This is a genomic window from Methanosarcina barkeri 3, from assembly GCF_000970305.1.
Lineage (GTDB): Archaea > Halobacteriota > Methanosarcinia > Methanosarcinales > Methanosarcinaceae > Methanosarcina > Methanosarcina barkeri_A.
Genome location: NZ_CP009517.1, coordinates 2,664,486 through 2,681,243, shown reverse-complemented (window position 1 = coordinate 2,681,243; position 16,758 = coordinate 2,664,486). Strand labels below are relative to the sequence as shown.

Annotated in this window: 12 protein-coding genes and 1 pseudogene; 2 read left to right on the top strand and 11 right to left on the bottom strand. The window is 37.9% G+C overall.

Going from position 1 to position 16,758, the window contains the following annotated elements:
* Window positions 1-177: 177 nt before the first annotated feature.
* From hemA to MSBR3_RS10745, 7 genes are all read right to left on the bottom strand, one after another.
* A complete protein-coding gene (gene hemA, locus MSBR3_RS10775; RefSeq protein ID WP_048108084.1) occupies window positions 178-1,551 on the bottom strand; it encodes a glutamyl-tRNA reductase in 1,374 nt (457 codons plus the stop codon).
* Window positions 1,552-1,730: 179 nt separating this feature from the next.
* The gene (locus tag MSBR3_RS10770) at window positions 1,731-2,405 is read right to left on the bottom strand and encodes a precorrin-2 dehydrogenase/sirohydrochlorin ferrochelatase family protein (RefSeq protein WP_048108083.1); all 675 of its coding nucleotides are present in this window, start codon (window positions 2,403-2,405) and stop codon (window positions 1,731-1,733) included.
* A 151-nt stretch (window positions 2,406-2,556) separates the two neighbouring features.
* Window positions 2,557-3,015 carry a siroheme decarboxylase subunit beta gene (ahbB, locus tag MSBR3_RS10765; RefSeq protein ID WP_048110369.1) on the bottom strand — a complete coding sequence of 153 codons (459 nt, stop codon included), beginning with the start codon at window positions 3,013-3,015 and terminating at the stop codon, window positions 2,557-2,559.
* A 4-nt stretch (window positions 3,016-3,019) separates the two neighbouring features.
* Window positions 3,020-3,568, bottom strand: coding sequence for a siroheme decarboxylase subunit alpha (gene ahbA / locus MSBR3_RS10760; RefSeq protein WP_048110368.1), 549 nt, complete (start codon window positions 3,566-3,568; stop codon window positions 3,020-3,022).
* Window positions 3,569-3,579: 11 nt separating this feature from the next.
* Window positions 3,580-4,629 carry a heme b synthase gene (gene ahbD / locus MSBR3_RS10755; RefSeq protein ID WP_048108082.1) on the bottom strand — a complete coding sequence of 350 codons (1,050 nt, stop codon included), beginning with the start codon at window positions 4,627-4,629 and terminating at the stop codon, window positions 3,580-3,582.
* A gap of 425 nt (window positions 4,630-5,054) precedes the next feature.
* A complete protein-coding gene (locus MSBR3_RS10750; RefSeq protein WP_048110367.1) occupies window positions 5,055-5,534 on the bottom strand; it encodes a hypothetical protein in 480 nt (159 codons plus the stop codon).
* Between the two features lie 47 nt (window positions 5,535-5,581).
* On the bottom strand, window positions 5,582-6,601 hold the full coding sequence (locus MSBR3_RS10745) for a hypothetical protein (protein ID WP_155396796.1): 1,020 nt from the start codon (window positions 6,599-6,601) through the stop codon (window positions 5,582-5,584).
* Between the two features lie 438 nt (window positions 6,602-7,039).
* On the opposite strand from MSBR3_RS10745, the gene MSBR3_RS10740 reads away from it, so the two are divergent.
* On the top strand, window positions 7,040-7,597 hold the full coding sequence (locus MSBR3_RS10740; RefSeq protein WP_230627404.1) for a helix-turn-helix transcriptional regulator: 558 nt from the start codon (window positions 7,040-7,042) through the stop codon (window positions 7,595-7,597).
* Between the two features lie 360 nt (window positions 7,598-7,957).
* Here MSBR3_RS10740 and MSBR3_RS21625 read toward each other — a convergent pair.
* Both MSBR3_RS21625 and MSBR3_RS10735 read right to left on the bottom strand, forming a co-directional pair.
* Window positions 7,958-8,074: pseudogene (locus tag MSBR3_RS21625) on the bottom strand (radical SAM/SPASM domain-containing protein); the annotation flags it as partial.
* Window positions 8,075-8,547: 473 nt separating this feature from the next.
* Window positions 8,548-9,030, bottom strand: a complete 483-nt coding sequence (locus MSBR3_RS10735) for a metal-dependent transcriptional regulator (protein WP_048108078.1) — start codon at window positions 9,028-9,030, stop codon at window positions 8,548-8,550.
* A 759-nt stretch (window positions 9,031-9,789) separates the two neighbouring features.
* On the opposite strand from MSBR3_RS10735, the gene MSBR3_RS10730 reads away from it, so the two are divergent.
* On the top strand, window positions 9,790-10,734 hold the full coding sequence (locus tag MSBR3_RS10730; protein ID WP_048108076.1) for an IS5 family transposase: 945 nt from the start codon (window positions 9,790-9,792) through the stop codon (window positions 10,732-10,734).
* 2,229 nt (window positions 10,735-12,963) lie between these two features.
* Here MSBR3_RS10730 and MSBR3_RS18950 read toward each other — a convergent pair.
* Together MSBR3_RS18950 and MSBR3_RS10720 are read right to left on the bottom strand one after the other, a co-directional pair.
* On the bottom strand, window positions 12,964-15,057 hold the full coding sequence (locus MSBR3_RS18950) for a sirohydrochlorin chelatase (RefSeq protein WP_196296941.1): 2,094 nt from the start codon (window positions 15,055-15,057) through the stop codon (window positions 12,964-12,966).
* A 1,281-nt stretch (window positions 15,058-16,338) separates the two neighbouring features.
* Complete coding sequence (locus tag MSBR3_RS10720; protein WP_048108074.1) at window positions 16,339-16,665, bottom strand: FeoC-like transcriptional regulator; 327 nt, start codon at window positions 16,663-16,665, stop codon at window positions 16,339-16,341.
* Between the last annotated feature and the right edge of the window lie 93 nt (window positions 16,666-16,758).

The following is a 16,758-nucleotide window of genomic DNA, read 5'->3' as shown; positions in this document are numbered from 1 at the left end:
CCTGTAAATTATCTATGAATTATCTGTAAATTACCTGTAAATTACCTATGAATTACCTGTAAATTATCTATGAATTACCTGTAAAATATCTGTGAATTATGTGTAAATCATCTGTGAATTATGTGTAAATCATCTGCGAATTATCTGCAAATTTTAGTAACTTCTGATCCTTTTTTATTAGTTACTTTTTTCAGAAATCCTATCTATCCCACTCTCGCAATCGGGTTTTATTTTTTCTACCTTTATCCCGCAGTCGGATTTCATTTTCTCGCAATCAGGTTTCATTTTTTCCACCTTTACTCTGTCTTTTTCAAGGCAGAAGATCCTTGAAACTACGTCAAGGAACTCGTCGTTTCCGAGTTCTGCGGCCTGGCGGAGAACTTTGGTAGGCTCGGCAAGAATTTTGTTTGCGATGGAATGAGTGAGATCGTCAAGCACCTCGGTTTCGATTTCCCCTATAGTATGGTAAGCACAGAGCCTGTTAACTGCTTTTTCCCTTTCTCGTATCCTTACATCGTAAATTTGCTTGTAAAGGTCAGAAATGATTCTATCGGCTCTCTGGCGTTTGTACTGGAGATTTAAAAGCTTAATCTCCTCCTGAATTATAGCCTCGGCTTTTTTAGCTTCTTCTTTCCTCATTTTAAGCGTCTTCTCACTGATCACTCTGAGATTGTCAATATTGCATAGTTCCACGTTGTCGAGTTCAGCAACTGATTCCTCGATATCCCTGGGGTTTGCTATATCAATTAAGAGAAGTTTACGGGTTTTATCCCGGTCTTTTATGGCTTTTTCAACTATTTCCCGAGTTAAAATGTAATGAGGAGCACCTGTACCACTAATTACAACATCAGCATTTTTAAGCTGAGTCTGGACATCATTGAGCCTGACTGCGTACCCTCCCAGTTCGTAGGCAATTTCTTCAGCTTTCTTGAAGGTACGGTTAGCAATGTAGATTGCCTCGATATCCTTTTCAGCCAGGGCCTTTGCTACAAGGACTCCTATTTCTCCTGCCCCTATCACGAGCACCGTTTTTCCTGTGAGTCCGTCCAGAATCTCCTCTGCAAGATCCACAGCTGCAGAACCTATGGACACCGACCCTTTATTGATCCGTGTTTCATTACGGATACGTTTTCCTACCTGAATAGCTTTATCAAAGGCAGTGTCAAGGATTTTTCCCGTCGTTCCCGATTTTTTGGAATAGGCGTAGAGTTCCTTTATTTGCCCGAGAATCTGGTCTTCCCCAACAATCATAGATTCAAGTCCGCCAGCAAGCCTGAGCAGGTGTTCAAGGGATTCGTCATGCCCATAGAAGTCCATAATATGAGTGGAAGCTCCCATTTCCTTTGCAAAAGAGAAAAGAATACTGCTGCTCTTGGGGGAAACAACGTAAATTTCAACACGATTGCAGGTTTTTAAGACAACACACTCATAAACGTATTCATGTTTATATAAATGCTGGAGCAAGCCGTCCAGATCTCCGTGCCAGGCGGACTCCATTTCCTCAACTTTTGCTTTTTTATGGGATATAACCATACTTGAGATTTCTGTCACAGAGAGCCTCCGGATAGAATGAATACAGGAATAGAATAATAATATAAGGAGTTGTAAATTAAGCTTTGTCCGCAACTCCTAAGCCTTTTTTCACAAACGAATTTTGTTTACGTATTATTTTATTTAAATCTTCCATTTGCAGAATATTTTGATTCAGGTCATCTTTTTAGGTCATCTTTTTATCTGTCGAAATTTTCCAGGTAACCTGAAATTATTGCGTATGCTCTTTCAGCGGCTTTTTCGTAAGACTCGGAGAAACCATTCCATACGGCTTCACTTTCCAGAATTTTCCAGAGAATTGTCTTTCTCTGCTTCTGTTCTGTTACATGCTGCTTGAGGTAACTCCTGAGCTCATCCTGAAGCCGGATCATGTCGGAATATGCAGGGGTTATCACACTTTCAATTTGCTTGCGGGTATATTTTGAGACTGCAGGACTGTGCCCGAGAGTGGAAATCCCGATTACAAGGTCTCCCCTTTTTATCACTGATGGGATTACGACATTACCTAAAGTGTCTACCTGATTAATCAAAATATCGCTTTCCCCTGCAATATCAGCAATCTTCCGGTTAAGTTCGGAACTGCTGGTTGCAGGAATAACAAGAAAAGCCCCTGAAATGATTTCCCTCAGTTTGGAGTCTTCTGCTGCCGCAAGGTCAAGCCTTGAAAGACAGATCTGCCCTGATGCCTCAAGTTCCTTCAGCCTTTCGGAAAAGTCGAGGCTGACAACAATAGTGTCCGCACAGCCACAGAAAAGTTCGGCTTTACGTTCCCCGACAGACCCACCTCCGAAAATCACTATTTTTCTGCCTGAAAGGTCAAGTATGAGGGGGAGAAAATTATTTTTTTCAGCCATTTTTAGGGACCTCAAAATATAAAAGTAATTAGTTAACACACATAATTAATACTTATTTAATACTCATTTAATACTCATTTAATATTTATTTAATATTTATTTAATATTTATTTAATATTTATTTCATACTTATCTAATACTTATTTAATACTTAAAGCCTGACTCCTGTTTTCTTGAACTCTTTTTCACTGAAGAAAAGGGTGTAGTCTTTAATTCCTGTAGCTTCCGAAATCTTCTCAGCTACTTTTTCGCAGTCTTCGGGGTTATAGGAATGGACCATTGTAAACAGATTATACTGCCAGTCAGGATAGCGGGGGCGTTCATAACAGTGCGTAACTTCGGGAAATTCAGCCATGATATTCCCTACCGTTTCGATCTGCTCATCGGGAACATTCCAGACACACATTGCATTGGCTTTTATGCCTATGGCTCTGTGTCCTATTGAAGCCGCAAAGCGGCGGATCTTCCCAGCTTTCTGGAGATTTTTAAGCCTGTCTACAACCTCCTGTTCACTGATTCCAAGTTCAGAAGCAAACTCTTTGAAAGGGGAATGAGTGATAGGAATTCCGTCCTGCACGAGTTTTAGCAGTTTTACATCCGTTTTATCCATAATTTCACCTGATATCAAATTTTACCTGAATCTTAAACAGGTGCTTTGTAGGAAGATCAAGCAGAGGACAGCCGGTTTTCTCCCGAATTTCGCCGAGAATCCTCTCAAGCCTGTCTTTGTTTGGAGCCGAAAGCGTAAACCAGAGATTATATTGTGCGGCACTTCTGAGATAATTATGGGAAACTTCGGGATACTCGTTAATAAAAATAGCAATTTCCTCTATGCGGGACTCGGGCACTTTCAGGGCTACAAGAGTACTTACGCCCCCCATATTTCTCGTGCTGAGGACAGGACCTACCCTTCTTACTGCCCCTTTCCTGTTGAGTTCACGCAGCCTTTCAATTACCTCAGTTTCCGGAAGCCCGAGAATCTCACCTAACCTTGCAAAAGGTTCGACTTCGAGGGGGATTTCCTGCTGGATAAGGTTGAGGATTCTTTTATCCGTCTCATCAAGTTCTATTACCGGAACTTCCCCGTCATAAGGATCCATATCACAGGAAAAAACGGCAGCCTCTTTTCGGAGTTGATCTTTTAAGTTATCAATGTCAGTCATCTCGATCACGATCACTTTTTTCTGGGCCTGTATATGCAGTAAGGCTCTTCTTCGAGATAGTCACCTGTAGCAGCATAGGCTCTTGCCCTGCAGCCTGCACAGACTTTTTTATATTCACATATCCCGCACTTTCCTTTAAGCTCTTCGGGATCTCTTAATTTCCTGAAGACCTCGGAATTTTCCCAGATATCCCTGAAGGATTGTTCCCTTAGATCACCGGCAAGCACAGGCAGGTAGCCGCAAGGAAAGACTTTACCCACACTTGATATGAAACAGAAACCTGTACCTCCGAGGCAGCCTTTTGTCATTGCTTCATAGCCGTGGGTTTTAACCGAGATCTCAATGCCTTCTTTTTTTGCCTGCTGGCGCATTATTCTGAAATAATGGGGGGCACATGTTGCTTTTAGCTGGATTTTCGACTCTTTTTGCATTTCATAAAACCAGTGTAGAATGCGCTCGTAGTCTGCTGGGGAAACTTCATCGGATTCTTCTCCCCTGCCTGTGGGCACAAGGAAAAAGACATGATATGCAACTGCACCAAGCTCTTTTGCAAGCTCAAAAGTTTTATGGATTTCATCAAGGTTGCGCTTAGATATTGTAGTATTAATCTGGAAAGGAAAATCGGTTCTTCTGAGGACTTCAATGCCTGCAAGCGTTCTTTCAAAAGCCCCGGGCATGCCCCTGAAATTATCGTGCGTCTCTGCACTTGCTCCGTCAATACTAATGCTGAGCCTCTGCACTCCGGCAGCTCTTAGTTTCTCCACAACTTCAGGTGTAAGAAGAGTCCCGTTTGTTGCAAGCACGACTCGAAGTCCGGCATCGGTGCCATACCGTGCAATTTCAAAAACGTCAGGCCTGGTTAGAGGCTCACCTCCGCTAAGAATGAGAATGGGTTTTCCAAGCCCTACAACTTCATCAATGAAATGCTTAGCCTCTTCAGTTGTAAGTTCACCTGCCGGAACGGAGGAAGTTGAAGCTCCCCTGCAGTGTATGCAGTTCAGGTTGCATCCTGCAGTCAGTTCCCATGCAATAAGCCTTGGTGTATTTGTCATGGCAATCATAAATTAGCTGTTTTTATTAATGGCAATCAAAGTTTAATGAGATTTACAAATTAACGATTATCTGAAAGTTAAAATCATAATCTAAGGGCTGAATATGGGGGAGATTCAGTTTGACCGAGTTAATGTAATTTAAACTTGAGAGGTCATATTAATAAAGTAATATTAATATTCTCTCATTTCAGATGATTACTTGTAAAAGAGAAAAAAGATAAAGTCTCCGTCTAAGGGAGGACTGAAGGCTCTATCATTAAATGATTAACAGTGAAAAAAACGCGGAAAAGAGGGGGCACAAACACAGCTTTTCTTTATCTTTTGACGATTATTAGAATCTGATTGGGCTTTCTCAGTCCCTCTTTGCTTTTTGGGTTTATAGAAACCTTAATGGGAACAGTTCGAACGTAAATAACTCAAATGGAAACCAATTTTTACTTACCAATAAGTTCCTCTGAAACTACTTCTTCAGTTCCTGTCCATTCAGGCAACTTGTCCACTTTCTCAATGGATTTCACTGTTTCGTTTGGCGTGTCGATAGTTATTATATAGAATTCTCCACCGGTGATTTGCGAATTAACGGATATTACGGACCCGTTCAGGGAATCAGCTTCCCTATAAAGATCTTCCAGGGAATCATCCGGCCCAATGGCTTTTAATGTCCCGTTTTGCATCTCAATAGTGGCTTCGTGAATATACGAGCCATTAATCCTGATATATGCTACAGATTCCCCTGTTTCATTGAAGATTCCACCTGAGCCTGAATAATTTCCTTTTGTCAGGTTTTGAAAATTGCTGTCATTTACGTATATTTTTCTTAGTATTTCTGATCCAGGCTGTCTGTTAATCCTTCCACAATTATTTCCAGAAGAATTATCGGAGCGATTATCTACTTCGTAAAAGAAAAATAAAATAGTTGCAAGGGATATAGCAACTATTAAAACAGTCCAGATTTTATTTTTCAAGAAAGAGATTCCTCACTTTTATTTGTTTTATTAACAAATGGGTTTACAGGTCCGAACAACTCCTTCCTTGAATACTTACTGCCTTCCAGAAGTTTAGAGATTACTTCTTCTTTATCAATAGGCTCACATGAAACCACTTCAACAGGAAGGTTGTGTGCAACATACACAGGTTCTCCATATTCAATCAACTCTTCGACTGTTTCCGGGGCTAGATTAAGCTCACTTGAACGCGTCTTCAGTTGATTCAAAGGAATTACTTCTATCCCGTACTTTTTCTTTTCTACTTCAGTCATTTTACTCGGAGCACGACTTGGAGCCGTTACGGTAAATGTCCATTTAACACCTGCTACTTCATAAGATGGACCAAATAAGTAGTCTCCTACAGAGAATTTAACCGTTTGACCCGGCTTGATGTCATTAAGCCACCAGAAAAAATGTCCAACGTCTGTTTTATCTGGATCATATTCCCACTCTCGCCATATAGTCTCCCCATCTTGTTGCTCATCACAACCGCTGAGCAGAGAAGATACAAGAGTAGCCGCTGAAATAGCAAAATTTGCATAAGAGTTTATATAACTGATTGCAATAGAAGATATTGTATAGGCAACGTCTGCATAATAAGCACTATTACCGTCAGATCTGGGCCATGCACCTATGCGCTGTGAATCTGTGCTAGTCCACATTGCCTGGTTTGCCTTATTTTCTAATTCTTTTATTTCAACAGCCTGAACCCTGCACGCTGCTGTAGATCCCCCGCTAGAAGTACGTGTTTCTCCCACGCCAGTTATACGGTAATTGTATTCATATGCGTTCCTTGAAGGAATATATGGTGCAGTAAAACGACCAACAGTAGCAGCTGTATATGCATTTATTCCACCATAAGAGACCGCTTTTTTCAGCTTCCAATCATAGTCAGGAGTTTCGTAAGCAGATACCACTGGCATTAACAGTATGTTCATTATCAAAACTGCCGCAATTAGCATATTTACGGCAATTTTTCTATTTCGTAACATCATAATTCACCTCTCAGTTCAGTTATCCCAGGAGGCAAGATTAAGCAAGCTTTAAGTATTCATAAAGCTAACACAAACCCTTGCCTCAGGGCATGTGAACTTCAAATGTGCTTTGGAAGGTTTGTTTGAAGTTCACATTCAAAAATCTCTCATAATATTCTTCTATATATTTATTTCGATGATGAATTTTTCATCAACATGATTAACATTCGTTAAACCAATTCTATTTTTCATCAAAAATAACGAAATTTCAGAGCTCTAACTGACATCTGAAGTTCGACCTACTTTTAGCAAATAATCTGGTATTCTTTTCTTAACTAAATCATAAAATTGACAAAAATAATAGCAATATACATGCCTCAACAAAAGAAAAGAATATATTACGTCAAAACAATTTAATAAGAAGGCGAGGAAAAAAATCTATAGATGCGGAGACCGGAAATGAACGGTTTCGAAATTTATAAGAAGATGGATGATGGCGTTCAGGCAATATATAGATCAAGACTTCTAACAGAGATACTTCTATCATTAAACGAGGGCAGTAAAAAACTTCCCCAGCTGCGTGAAATTACCGGAAGTACGTCTCAGGCACTAATTCCAAAGCTCAGGAAACTCGAAGCAGATCATCTGATAGAAACAAAAGGACACGAGTATTTCCTGACGTCAGCAGGGAAAATTGTGGCTTCAGGAATAGCTGACTCTTTTGTAATATTTTGGGCAATTAATAAATTTAAGCATTTCTGGTTGAAACATTACCTCGAAGAAATTCCCATTCCTTTGTTAAAAGAAATCGGATGTCTTTACGATTCTGAAGTCCTCAAGGATAAAGGTATGAAGATCCTTGATGTCTACAACAATCAGTTAAGAATGCTTAAAGAAGCAGACCATATACACGGTATATCATCCGTGGTAACCGAAGGATATACCGATTCTATCTCTGAAAGAGTAAAAGAAAGAACCCCTGTTGTCTGCACCTTCTCAGTACAGCATTTCTTATAGCACTAGCTTAAGACCTTTGGATAGTTTTATATACTATCAACACATGTTAAATTTTTAATATACGCAAAGCTAACATAATCGTGCCTCTGGGCATGTGGAGTTCAGGTGAGCCTGGAAAGTTGATCTGAACTTCATAACTTAATTCCTTTAGTCCGTTATGAATTTTTCTTGATGAAATCTTCAAGCTTACTGTTTTTGCACTTTTTTGAATCCATACTTATTCACAGATCTTTGATTGTTTGAGGCTATGGGCAGAAAACTTATAAGGCTACAGTTATTGCAGATGTTTTTCACAATGTAAAAAAACGAACTTCATGACTCTACGGACGACTCTACATTTATTTATATTGACATTCAAACCAGTTCACCTGCTGGAACGGAGGAGGTGGAAGTTCCCCTGCAGTGTATGCAGTTCAGGTTGCACCCTGCAGTCAGTTCCCATGCGATAAGCCTTGGTGTGTTTGTCATGGCGATCATAAATTAGCTGTTTTATTAATAGCATTCACGGTTTAATGAGATTTACAAATTAACGATAATTAGAAAGTTAGAATCATAGCTTGAGGAGTAAATAAAATACAGATTTTTTACCAGGGATTTAAAATTCAGATTAATTACCAGGTATTAATTCTATTGGAACCTGAAAGATCTGGATTTAAAACTTGAAAGGTCATATTAATAAAGTAATATTAATATTCTGCCATTTCATATGAAAAATTGTAAAAAGAAAATATTCAACGTTAAATATTCAATGTTAAATATTCAATGCTAAAGATCTAACATTTAGAATGTTTGCTCCACCCAGGTCCATTGATAGCCTGTTTCCAAATAAAGTCCGTTATAACGAAGTAATGAACACAAACACAATTCCTGGAAAATCCAAATTCAATAACTTGCAAACTTATTGATCAAAAACAATTACTTTTAATTCCAAAAAGATAGACGAAAATCTCTTATTTCTTTTTTCCGTGAACAGGGCATTTATCTCTTGTTTCTGGGGAGCAGTGAACATATTCTCCTGTTTTAACGAAATGCCTGAAATGTTCTATACAGATTTTTGGCTCTTCTTTTTGAGCTGTGAATTCTACAAATTTTTTAAATGTTTCTGCAGTTTTTGGATTCAGGATATGCTCAATCTTACAGGCATCTTCCTCTGCAATTGTCTCACTAACCCCAAGATGCATGAGAAATTCTTTGAGCATGCCGTATGTCTCTTTAGTCTTATGTGCGATTTCGGTTCCCTTTTCTGTGAGGGTTACCCCTCCATATTTTTCATAGTTTATGTAACCTTCCTTGTCGAGTTTTTTGAACATGCCAGTTACAGTCGATGGGCCGAGTTCCAGCTCTTTAGCTACATCTTTAACTTTGGCATATCCTTTTTCTTCAACAATTGAAGCGATAATCTTCAGGTAATCTTCATCTCTTTCCGTTGTCATAAAACTCAAACCCTTTTTGCGTATCGAATATTATTCGATTATTATATTTAATTATGCAGAAAAGACATATAAGGATACTGTATTGAACGGGTGCCATCTATATAAACAATAGTTTTTAAGTATCCTCTTCAACTCAAGGGAAAACTTTCTAACTGGATAATCGTCATGTAATTTCATCATACAGTTATGAAATTAAACGTGCTTTTTGAGCGTGTTTTCTTGAATTAATTAATTCTTGAGTTTTTCAGTGAACATATGAAATTTACTTTTTACTCATACAGTTTGAAGAGAGTACATTCTTAAACGCTAATTATAGATTAAAAATCAACAAAGATAAATTAGTTGAACAAAGATAAATTAGTTGAACAAAGATAAATTAGTTGAACAAAGATAAATTAGTTGAACAAAGATAAATTAGTTGAACTAAAGGACAATTAGTTGAACTAAAGGAAATTAGCCAAACCAAAGGATAATCAGTTGAACTAAAGAACAATTAGTTGAACTAGAGTACAATTAGTTGAACTAAAGGAAATTAGCCGAATCAAGGGATAATTAGTTGAAATAAAGGGAATTATTTAAACAAAAGGTAATTAGTTGAATTAAAGGGTAATTAGTTGAATTAAAGAGGAATTGAAACTTGAATAGTGAGAACGTTTTAATAAAGCTTTTCCTGTAAACGATCTAATGAGAACTTCGATAAACCTATGCTTTGCTTTCAATCCTGGTTTATTTTAAATCTGTTCACATTTATCTATATTCATGAAAACCCTTACTGATTTTGCTCTTAAAGAAGAATACAAACGTCTTGAATCTGTTGGAGATAAACTTGCTGAGATTGATTCCTTAATTGACTGGAAACCTTTTCGTATTATTCTTGAGTCAATGTATTCTAACAAAACAGTTTCAGGCGGCAGGCCTGAAACTGATGTCATTGTGATTTTTAAAATGCTTGTTCTACAGCAATGGCATGGTCTTTCTGACCCTGAGCTTGAGAAGCAATGCATTGATCGAATTTCTTTTAGAAAATTCCTTGGTTTTCCAGAATACATACCGGATAGTTCCACTGTATGGTTATTCAGGGAGAGAATAATTAAAAATGGCAAAGAAGAAGAAATATGGGAACAGTTGCAAAATCAGCTTGACGCTCTTGGACTAAAAATAAAAAAGGGAATGATTCAAGATGCCACTTTTATCCATTCAGATCCAGGACATGCAAAAGCTGAGAAACCTCGAGGAAATGAGGCAAAAACAAGAAGGAGTAAAGATGGAACCTGGACAAAGAAGGGAGGAAAGTCTCACTTTGGATATAAGCTCCATAGCATAATAGATAGAGATTATGAGTTGATAAGAAGATTCAAAACAACAACTGCATCTGTACATGATTCTCAGGTAGATTTGTCAGAGGAGGATGAAGTGGTTTATAGGGACAGAGGATACTTTGGAGCAAAATCGAAAGGTTATGATGCAACAATGAAAAGAGCAGTCAGGGGACACGCTCTTGGAATAAAAGATATATTAAGAAACAAGAGAATTAGCTCAAAAAGAATTCCAGGAGAACGAGTATACGCAGTAACGAAAGAGACATTCAAAGCGGGAAAAGTTCTTGTTACTACGGTTAAAAGAGTAAATTTAAAGATGCTGTATACGGCTTTCTGTTATAATCTACACCAACTAAAGACATTGAAAATAAAAGGAGTGTATTGAAGATAGCGGAAGCTATCTTTAAAATCAAAATTAAGGATAAGGAAAAATAAAATGAGGAATTTAGTAGAGAATTAAATTGAGAAATTAAAGGAATTCCCGTGAAGAAAAAAATCTAGGGTTAATCGAAATCCTCTAATGTTTTAATTATTTCTAAAACATTATCAGGAAACAGTCAGATAATTGTTTTTCAAAAGGAGTAAGTCCTGTTTTTCAGCAATACGTTTGTAAACACGTCTTTATTTTCAGATATGACTTCTTATTCCGTTCTAATCTTCTCCTATTTCTTTTCTGAATTCGATATAGTCTCTCTCAACTTCTTCCAGTTCGTATTCCATTTTATATCACCATTTTTGAGCACAAATTTAGAGTTTATACTTAATAAGGCAGTTTAGGAGATCAAGTAGTGTAGAAGTTCTAATGGAGGAAGACACAGAACGGATTTTTTCCGGGAGTGTGTGTCCAAGTTATAGGAGGTATCACTGTCCTGTTCTTCCTTTCCATTGGTCCTGAAGAGTTCAAAAGCCTATGTTTGAAACCTGTTGCCCTAATGTTCTAAAGCTATGTAGTAAATTTATCCAGTTTTTGATCCTATGGAGTGATTCATTGTGTGGTCTATTTGCCAGCATTTGTTCAGGAGGAACTTTGGCTATTGAACTCGACAGTCTACATTTATTGATTTTTTATATTCTTTTTGTCTGTTTATAGCACTCTCTTTTTTTTGAGTTCATATAAACCAAACGTTGAAACCAGGTTTTTCCGAAACATCTCAAACCTGCATTTTGCAAGAATCAAAGCAGGAGGAATGGAACGGAACCGTTACCTGCTACATTTCAACGTGCTCTATTTTTCTATCACCTGGCGACCTTCAAGCGTTCATTTAAGCTGTTGAATACTCAATTCCGAGATTTCGGAATACATAGAAACTTTTGTAAAATTCTAAAATATTCCAGTGTTATAAATTTGCTGTAAATTATAAATCAAATTTTTGAGTACTGGTTGTGGTCTGTTCTTCGTATATGGCATTTTCTCATATTTTGATTTACAGAAATTGGCACACTTCTCGGATATTTATCTCACAGCTCATCTTTTAACCGCTTTTTAAGGTCCATACCTACTAACTTCACATTTATGCATTTATGCAATATTTTACAGACAGTTTTTTAAGAGGCATACAAAAAGATAAGTTAATCTCTTTCCGTTTCAATAACTTTCATTTTCACCTCCATTTTCCAAGAGATAGGCTGTAATGTTCAGCTTGAACTCGCCAGGTTCTTTAATACTCTGTAATGATGTTCTTTGGTTACAGTCAAAACAGTCTCCAAAAATATCCATTAAAAATTCACTTACGAGCAATATAGATTTTTGGCCTGTTTTCCAGCGTGTTCAGTGCTCTATCTACTTTTTGATATTCTTATTATATTGACATAATATATTTTGTCTTACTAATCTTTACTACATATGTGAAATAGACTGGATGATATATATAATTTTTGGGTATCCGAAAATTATGCTTAATTATGAATTATTATTGCTATTATCAACTTCATTCTTTCCATTTAACTTTATTCTTTATTATCAAATTTATTCTTTATAATCAATTTTCTTCTATATATGGTACCTTATTCGTATTTACAAAATGAATTTTTACACTTCGCCAGGAGTTTAATAAATTCTGTTAACTATCAGGACTTAGGCACTTAAAAAACAAAATCAATCACGGTAAAGATTGCAGATTAAAGCTACATTTTATACAGTTTGGTTTGATGCTGCTGGTTTTTAAGTCCAACTGCGTAAACCCTAAACTATAACAAATAGGACTTGAATGAGAGGACTTTATAATTCTTTGAAAAGAAAAAACAAGTATTAACGGGTTCAGGTATTAGCAGGTCCAGTATTTAACAGGTCCAAGTATTAGCAGGTCTAGGTATTAACAATTCCTTAAGCAATCACTTCAATAATTCTCATTTGTTTTAAGGGAAATATCACAGTTCTTTTTTTGAGTCCTAACGATAGAGGAAAAGGTAAAAAATCGTGTCTTTACATTAAAGCTTTTTAAAAAGACTGGAAAATTATTTGCCATAAATTCAAAAGTCTGTTATGCTAACAAGCTTTTTCCAAAAAGGAGTTTGGGAAGCTTTCCCAAACGAAAATCTTCAAAAATGTAATAAAAAATCCTATTGCAGTATCAATAAGTGTCGCGTTTATTTGCTTCTTAACTGCCATGGGATTTTAAGAGTCAGATTCTGTTTCATTGCCATCAGCAAATGAACTTTCATATAGTCCTACCTGAGGTACGTGATCTGATACACAGTTAATGGTCATAGTGCTGGTACAGTTTTTCACGGTAGAATTGTAAGCATAACCAGCGATACTTCCGACTTCGTTTCCACCACCGATGATACTACCTGAAGTAGCACAACAGGATATCGCATAAGATGCAGGTATAGGTCTTGCATCAGCATACAAATCATGATAAAAGCTGCCACCTATCAACCCACCTACGCGTTCAGTGCTGTCCGACACTTTCATAGTAACATTCGTCGAGCATTCGGCTATCTGTGTAGGGGCATCCTCATCATAAGTTCCCGCATAACCCAGAAGTCCACCGATCATGGTATCGTTTTCACCCGAAGCAGTGATAGAAACATCATCAGCATGGCAGTTTATAACGGCAACTCCCTCAAACACGCCGCCTATCAGGCTGCCCAGTGCAAAATATTCATCACCTTCCCCGGTTACCGTGCCTGTTGCAGTGCAATTGATTACTGAGCAAGCATTCAGAGCGCCACCTAAAACACCCGCCGAATTTCCAAAATCACCCAAAACCACGATATCAGCTGCAGCATTGCAGTCTTTCAGTTCTGCAGAGTCGTTACCCATATCGCTGCCACCCAAAATACCACCTACGTAGATATTACCTCGTGCCGTATTATTGCCGGTAAGAGTTATGTTTTCCAGGATGCAGTTCCCATATTGAAAGCCAATGACATCGCCGACACAAAAGTTTCCAATCACATTAGCGCATTTCACCTTAAGGTTGGATATAGAGCAGGGATTATTCTGTTTTCCGACAATGCATCCGAACAAACCTACTGACATGCCCTCAGGTTGATTAATGGCCACATTGCAGATTGTATGCCCATTACCATCAAAGGTTCCCGTAAAAGCCACTTCCGGATCCGGGGTCTCTTCATCCTCCGGTTTTTCAGATAAAGGCTTGAAAGCACCAATTGGTTCCCAGTTTTTGTAGCCGGAGAGGTCGATGTCCGCCGTCAAAACAAAGTCCTTATTCAGGTAGTTATGCACCTGATCAAGCTGCTCTGCTGTTGCGATTTGATAAGGAGAATTCTCTGCTCCGTTTCCTCCTGCAAAAACTCCCATGGCATCATAGGCACGGGCAACGATCAAATTAGAAATGTCATCGTGAGGCAGTAAAGAACGCTGTCCTTCTGCCGGATATAAGTAAGTTAATCCGTCTAGAACTTCAGGAATCCTGGTACCTGTGAACGTGCCTTCGGAAAGCATCACAGGCATAACAATAATGGAAGCTCCGGGATTTTCCTTTTGTTTGGCTTCTACAACCGTCCTGATGTTAGGTTCGCCCAGTGCCACAAAGCCATAATCAACATTCAGGAACTTGTAATTCTCTTTGAGCTGTTGCCCTAAAGAAGCCAGGTTCTTTTTCCAAACGGCCAGGTCTGCCGCGTCAGAGGTCCCGTGAGCGGCCAACACTACAATTTCCTTGTCTGCCTGCTGGCTAACCGTTGCAATACGGTCATCCAGAATTTCCGCTACCAATTGGTGGTCGTCCAGGGCTGGTGTCATTTCAATCTCAGCATTGTGAGAAATTACTTTCAACCCTGCCTCAGTTGCTTCCTTTTCCTTAATGGAACTGGGGAGTCCCAAGATGTATTTGATTTCTTCAATATGATCCGAAGCCGAGGCCACAAATATCGGCACGGTGATAATATGTTCGACACCTTGCTTTTCCAGATTGGCAATTGCTGTTCCGATGTCTTCTCCCTCAACATGTTCCAGGAAACCCAATTCTACCGGGTACGGGCAATCAATATCTTCTACGGCATCCCGTACAGGTTGGTTCCATTTATCTTCCGGAGAGCCGTGCGCTACTACCAATATTCCTGTTGTTCGGGTCAATACTCCTGTTTCTTCCCCATCCGCATAGGATGCGTTTTCTGACGCGCAGTTGATGATCGTAGTGCTGGTGCAGTTTTCCACTGTAGAATCGTAGGCATACGCATTGACCGGGAACAATAAAAAAATTATTGTCACCGTCAGCAGCATGGAGATAATTCTTCTCAATTGCTGCTGATTACTTAAGGTAATATGTATTTTTTCCATAGTAAACTCCTCTTCGTGTCATTTTCTTGGGGATCATTTACCAAAATGTTAAATAGTCGGTATTTTAGTCGATAGCATACGCTAACCTGTTCAAGTCCTCTTTTTACAAATGATAACGAATCAACAGAATGGCATCATAACCGTATTCTGTACTTTATAACTCAAATTTTTCTAATTATCATTATTTCGGAGTCGAATTAATCCTTTTATTTTCCAATAAACCTCTGTTTCACTGTTTTGCTCAAAACCTCCTTCAGTTTTACTTAATATGGGCTTTTTATGAGCTTTTGTCCTGTTTTTCGCGCCTGAAAGGCTTTTCTGCTTTTTCGGACTTGCACTATATTGACAAAATTTATTTTTAGGTACGAATTCTTTTCTGTGAACTTGAAATGTACCAGTAAATACTTATAATTTTCGTATATCTGAAAATTATACTAAAATATGAAATATTCTTTGAAAATCTAATAACGTTTGTAAAATAGGTATTATTTGTATTTACGAAAAATTCTTTTTTGTTTTCTATTCGAGATCTTACAGACTTCGAGAATTATTCTGAAACAACGTCCGGTCAGAGACATGAAAGTTCTTCAGAAGGGAAAATCAGTTAATTAAGGAGGAAAGTCTCTTTCCTCTACAGCCATAGGCTGGTGGGTAGAAGGTGAAAGTTGTTACCTTCATCCAATGAATTTAAAATATCTCTGTATTTTTTAATGAAATAATTAATATTAAAAAATTTATGACGAAAGGTAAAAATCTGATAATGAGTGTGGTTTTTAAAAACCATGTGCATAAAGATCTCTCTGCGTTTATCTTAAATACGTCAGGAACACACGCTTTTTTTGAATTGATCCAGAACTCAAGGACACGACCAAATCTCATATCAAGATCTAAATATATACATAACCAAATCTCATCAAAATTTTATATAATCTCTATGAAATGTTAAGTCCTGTGGACGTGCTCGATGAAGAAAAGATGAATCCGTGATGTATTAAAAATAATAATGGGTAATCGTTAATGATGGACCCTTGCAAGAAGCAGAATATAAATTAATCCGGTAAAAGTAAGCGATAATAACAGGCATCAGATATGTAAGCGCAGGATTTGAAACCAAAAACATTCTGGCACCATGGTACTAAAAAAAGAGTACGCAAAAATGTTTGTTGTGATTAAGTCTTACAGTGTCAGTGACTTGAACTCGGTTGTCATATAAACTCTTCGGCACTCTTCGATTTTTATTCCTCAGGAGATCTCAGACACAACCGTCTGTTCATGACAGATCCTTTTTCCCTTCTCGGTCAGTTTGTAAACCGTACATGTTGAGATAGTAGATTTTTCTAAAAACCCGAAACATCCACAACTTTTGCATGAATCGGAACAGACAGGGGAGAGAAGGGAGTTATTGTCCTGAACCTTCTCAACATGACCCATTCTTTCCATTATTTCGAGCAAACCTTTAAGCTGTTGCGTACTCATTTTCAGATGTCTCGATATCTCACTCAAAGATATATTGCCTTTTTTTTCTACTTCTGCTATCTGTTTTAACACGTACATGTATCCCAGTACCATTGATCTATTTCCTCCTCATTGCTTAATAAGTTCGAATTTATTTCCCAGCTCATGTATATGCAAGAAATATCAAGCCAAGGAACAGAGCAGGTT

Coding starts and splice junctions, on each gene's coding strand:
- MSBR3_RS10770 (WP_048108083.1), bottom strand. CDS start 2,405: ATGGCTGAAAAAAATAATTTTCTCCCCCTCATACTTGACCTTTCAGGC.
- MSBR3_RS10740 (WP_230627404.1), top strand. CDS start 7,040: ATGAACGGTTTCGAAATTTATAAGAAGATGGATGATGGCGTTCAGGCA.
- MSBR3_RS10720 (WP_048108074.1), bottom strand. CDS start 16,665: ATGGTACTGGGATACATGTACGTGTTAAAACAGATAGCAGAAGTAGAA.
- ahbD (WP_048108082.1), bottom strand. CDS start 4,629: ATGATTGCCATGACAAATACACCAAGGCTTATTGCATGGGAACTGACT.
- MSBR3_RS10730 (WP_048108076.1), top strand. CDS start 9,790: ATGAAAACCCTTACTGATTTTGCTCTTAAAGAAGAATACAAACGTCTT.
- MSBR3_RS10735 (WP_048108078.1), bottom strand. CDS start 9,030: ATGACAACGGAAAGAGATGAAGATTACCTGAAGATTATCGCTTCAATT.
- ahbB (WP_048110369.1), bottom strand. CDS start 3,015: ATGGATAAAACGGATGTAAAACTGCTAAAACTCGTGCAGGACGGAATT.
- ahbA (WP_048110368.1), bottom strand. CDS start 3,568: ATGACTGACATTGATAACTTAAAAGATCAACTCCGAAAAGAGGCTGCC.
- MSBR3_RS10745 (WP_155396796.1), bottom strand. CDS start 6,601: ATGATGTTACGAAATAGAAAAATTGCCGTAAATATGCTAATTGCGGCA.